Source organism: Methylophaga sp. UBA5088, assembly GCF_002414625.1.
In the GTDB taxonomy this organism is placed as follows: domain Bacteria; phylum Pseudomonadota; class Gammaproteobacteria; order Nitrosococcales; family Methylophagaceae; genus Methylophaga; species Methylophaga marina.
Window position 1 is genome coordinate 21739 of record NZ_DIAC01000125.1, and the last position, 3288, is coordinate 25026.

The 3288-nt window shown below is 45.4% G+C and carries 4 protein-coding genes; all 4 read right to left on the reverse strand.

The window, feature by feature from the left end; genetic code table 11:
* The coding region (locus B4K20_RS15435; RefSeq protein WP_289283596.1) for a DUF615 domain-containing protein at nucleotides 1–222 on the reverse strand (222 nt) is incomplete at its 3' end.
* Between the two features lie 5 nt (nucleotides 223–227).
* A complete protein-coding gene (locus B4K20_RS15440; RefSeq protein ID WP_286304534.1) occupies nucleotides 228–644 on the reverse strand; it encodes a secondary thiamine-phosphate synthase enzyme YjbQ in 417 nt (138 codons plus the stop codon).
* Nucleotides 644–1687, reverse strand: coding sequence for an anthranilate phosphoribosyltransferase (locus B4K20_RS15445; protein ID WP_289283597.1), 1044 nt, complete (start codon nucleotides 1685–1687; stop codon nucleotides 644–646). Before B4K20_RS15445 ends, B4K20_RS15440 begins: the two co-directional genes overlap by 1 nt.
* Nucleotides 1687–3288 (reverse strand): NAD-dependent DNA ligase LigA (gene ligA / locus B4K20_RS15450; protein WP_289283598.1); only part of this gene is annotated, 1602 nt, incomplete at its 5' end. The genes ligA and B4K20_RS15445, both read right to left, overlap by 1 nt.

The following is a 3288-nucleotide window of genomic DNA, read 5'->3' on the forward strand; positions in this document are numbered from 1 at the left end:
TTGTCTTTTTAATGCACCTTTGCTCATTGATTGTGCACTCAGAATAGCATCGTATAGATCTTCAGATAAATCTAGCTTTTGTAAATCTTTTGCAGGTAAAGCAATTAACGCTCGCCCAAGGTCTTTTAAGGCATTGAGCTCTTGTTTTACTTGTGTTTTACTTTTCTCAAATTCCCAATCAGCTGGCCAATCTGCATCCTGATCATGTTCAAACTCTGACATAAATTTTACTCACCTATAATGGTCACGATCACGCGACGCCGCTGTTGATGGGCACGATGTTCCCATAAATAAATACCTTGCCAAATACCGAGATCACACTGTGCAGCACTCACAGGCATGGTCAGATCGGGATTGGTTAATACCGTCCGAATGTGAGCACTCATATCGTCAGGTCCTTCGTCTTGATGTCTGAACATGGGATCACCATCCGGCACTAAATGCTGCATAAAGGTTTCAAGATCGTGACGAACATCGGGATCGGCATTCTCACAGAGCATTAATGAGGCACTGGTATGTTGAACAAAGACATGGCAAGTACCTGTGCTTATTGCGGACTCTGCAACCAATTCTTGTATATCGCGGGTGATATTGGTGGTGCCACGTCCTAGCGTCTTGAATGTTAATGTACGTTGAAAAACCATTATACGAGTCCAGCCTCAAAGTGTGATTTGGCCTGACCACTATCAATGACTTGTCTAACAATATCAGCGGCTTTTCGCTGTGACTCAATCAGGCCACAATGCCAAAGTATGATCGCCGCACCATACACTAAACTGTCGTATGCCGCCCCTTTCTCACCGGCTAGGGCTTGCAGCCCTTCATCCAATGTTCGTTGAGCTGTGACCGTATCATCCGTCTTAACACCACGCGTATCTTGTTCGATGTCAAAGTTTTCAGGTTCCAGTGTGCAGGCATCAACTGCGCCATTCACTAATCGATGATTATTTGATGCTTCTCTCAGCGTCGGGACTAGACCACCTTCCAGACCCCGTGCAATAAACGCAGAATCATAACCAAAAGCTTTTGCTAACCAAGCTAAAATATCGGGATATTCTTTATGAACAAAACCAATACCTAAATGTGTTTTTTGCTTAGCTTTAAGTGGCATAATCATTTTTTCTAATGTTGCCAAGCTCGGACGTTTAATCATTTGTGTCCGTAGCGTTTCTAATGCAAATAATGCTGGACTTGCCTGAGCTTGATCTAAATAGGCCCAGCCAATCTGGTTATTCTCTATCGCTTCAGCCGCTTGAGCTGTCGACTTTTCAGTACTATAGCCAGCCAGCTTTAAAACCTGAGCATGGGTAACACCAAATTTTGGCCCCATTTCAAATACGCCTTGTGACATTGCAGGTAAACCACAGGCTGCCAGAACAGCCGGTAAAAAGGCTGTCATCGGACAATGACGATTAAAACCATTGAATGGGTCAGAAAAAATAAATAACTGGTCGACATTGACTGATTGGCTATCGGTAATGGACTGACAGGCTCTGAGAATGCCTAAGTTCTCTTCATTAGTCTCCCGTTTCATTCGCATGGCAATAAAAAATATAGCTGCACGAACAGGGTCAGCCTGACCAGACAGAATTTCCATCATGACATCAAATGCTTCTTGCTCCGTCAGATCTTTACTGAGATGCGGTCCAGTGGCGACTTTTTTAATTGCGTCTGCGAGTGCTGTCATTATTTTTCCTGTGTTAACCAGTTTTGTAATGTTGCTTCATCAACTACATCAATACCTAATGATTCTGCTTTGGTGAGTTTCGAGCCTGCATCAGCGCCGGCAACCACATAATCGGTTTTTTTCGACACGCTCCCGGCTACTTTTGCACCGAGTGCTAATAATTTTTCCTTGGCTTCACTGCGCGATAAAGTCTGTAGCGTTCCAGTTAGCACAATAGTCTTACCACTCAAAGCCGTATTAGTCTGTTTTTTCTCTTCGTTTTGCCAGTGAATACCGACGCTTAACAAACGTTCAATCACTTCACGATTATGCGTTTGTTGGAAAAAGGTCTCAATGTGGTGAGCCACAACAGGGCCCACATCTTCAATCTCCATAAGACTCTCAGATGAGGCCTGCATCAATTCTTCCAGCGATGCATATTGCAAAGCCAAAGCACGTGCCGTGGCTTCACCCACTTCACGAATACCAAGCGCATACAGAAATCGTTGGAAACGTGTTGATTTTGCTGCATTCAACGCATTCACCAGATTTTCAGCAGATTTCTGCCCCATACGTTCCAAACTGGCGATAGTGTCGACATCTAATAAAAATAAATCGGCGACATCTTTGATGTGTCCGGCATCCACAAGTTGTTCAACTAACTTATCCCCAAGACCGTCGATATCCAGGGCTTTTCTCGATGCAAAGTGTTTGATCGCCTCTTTCCGTTGTGCGGCACAAAATAAGCCACCACTGCAACGCGATACCGCTTCCCCCTCTTCCCGCTCTACATCTGAGCCACAAATGGGACAAGCCGTTGGCATGACAAACTCACGTGCGTCATCAGGACGTTTAGTGATGATTGACTTCACGACTTCCGGAATCACATCTCCTGCACGTCGAACAATCACTGTGTCGCCGATACGCACATCTTTACGGCGAATCTCATCTTCATTGTGTAATGTGGCATTAGACACGGTTACACCACCGACAAATACCGGCTTCAAGCGTGCAACCGGAGTCAAGGCACCTGTGCGACCGACCTGGATTTCAATATCTTCTACCGTAGTCATCTCTTCCTGTGCAGGAAATTTATAGGCAATTGCCCAGCGTGGTGCTCGCGAAACAAAGCCAAGTCGTTCCTGCAAAACGGTGTCATCGACTTTAAACACCACACCATCGATATCATATTCAAGGCTGTCGCGACGTGCTGCCAGCTCATCGATATATTGCTGGCAGGCTTCTAAACCCTCTAATACTTTGAGTTCAGGTGAAATTCGACAGCCCCACTCTGCTATCAAATTCATAGCGGCAAAGTGACTGCTGGGACGCGACATACCTTCAATCACGCCAAGGCCATAACAGTAAATTTCCAGCGGTCTGGATGCGGTGATCTTTGAGTCAAGCTGACGCAACGATCCGGCCGCTGCGTTACGTGGATTGACAAACGGTTTTTTATTATTTGCCAACTGAGACTGGTTCAACTTTTCAAAACCAGCTTTAGGCATAAAAATCTCACCACGAATCTCAACAACCGCAGGAATAGGTCCACCTTGTAACTTCAATGGCACAGAATTGAGCGTGCGTACATTGGCAGTCACATCCTCACCTGTGGAACCATC

Bases quoted from the DNA above. Each gene is read 5' to 3' on its own strand.
- B4K20_RS15440 (WP_286304534.1), bottom strand. From the start codon at position 644: ATGGTTTTTCAACGTACATTAACATTCAAGACGCTAGGACGTGGCACC.
- B4K20_RS15445 (WP_289283597.1), bottom strand. From the start codon at position 1,687: ATGACAGCACTCGCAGACGCAATTAAAAAAGTCGCCACTGGACCGCAT.